Source organism: Sphingomonas pokkalii, from assembly GCF_003096275.1.
In the GTDB taxonomy this organism is placed as follows: domain Bacteria; phylum Pseudomonadota; class Alphaproteobacteria; order Sphingomonadales; family Sphingomonadaceae; genus Sphingomonas; species Sphingomonas pokkalii.
This window is the reverse complement of the sequence record NZ_QENQ01000010.1, coordinates 1-204: the sequence shown is the minus strand read 5'-3', so window position 1 is coordinate 204 and position 204 is coordinate 1. Positions and strand designations below refer to the sequence as shown.

1 pseudogene is annotated in these 204 nt (G+C 64.2%); it reads left to right on the top strand.

Annotated features, from left to right (window positions below):
* A pseudogene (locus tag DD559_RS19340) lies at window positions 1-204 on the top strand (alpha/beta hydrolase); the annotation flags it as partial.

The window sequence follows — 204 nt, the reverse complement described above, 5'->3', positions numbered from 1 at the left end:
CGGGGTGAAGGTGCCGTTCCTCGTCACGCACGGGGCACAGGATCGCCAGATCAGCGTGCAGTACGCCCATGACTGCTACGACCAGCTGGTCAACAGCCCGAAGCGTGAACTGAAGATCTTCACCGCGCGCGAGGGCGGGGTCGAGCATGTCGGCGCGGACAATATGGCGTACGGCCGCGACTATATCGCCGACTGGTTCGCCGA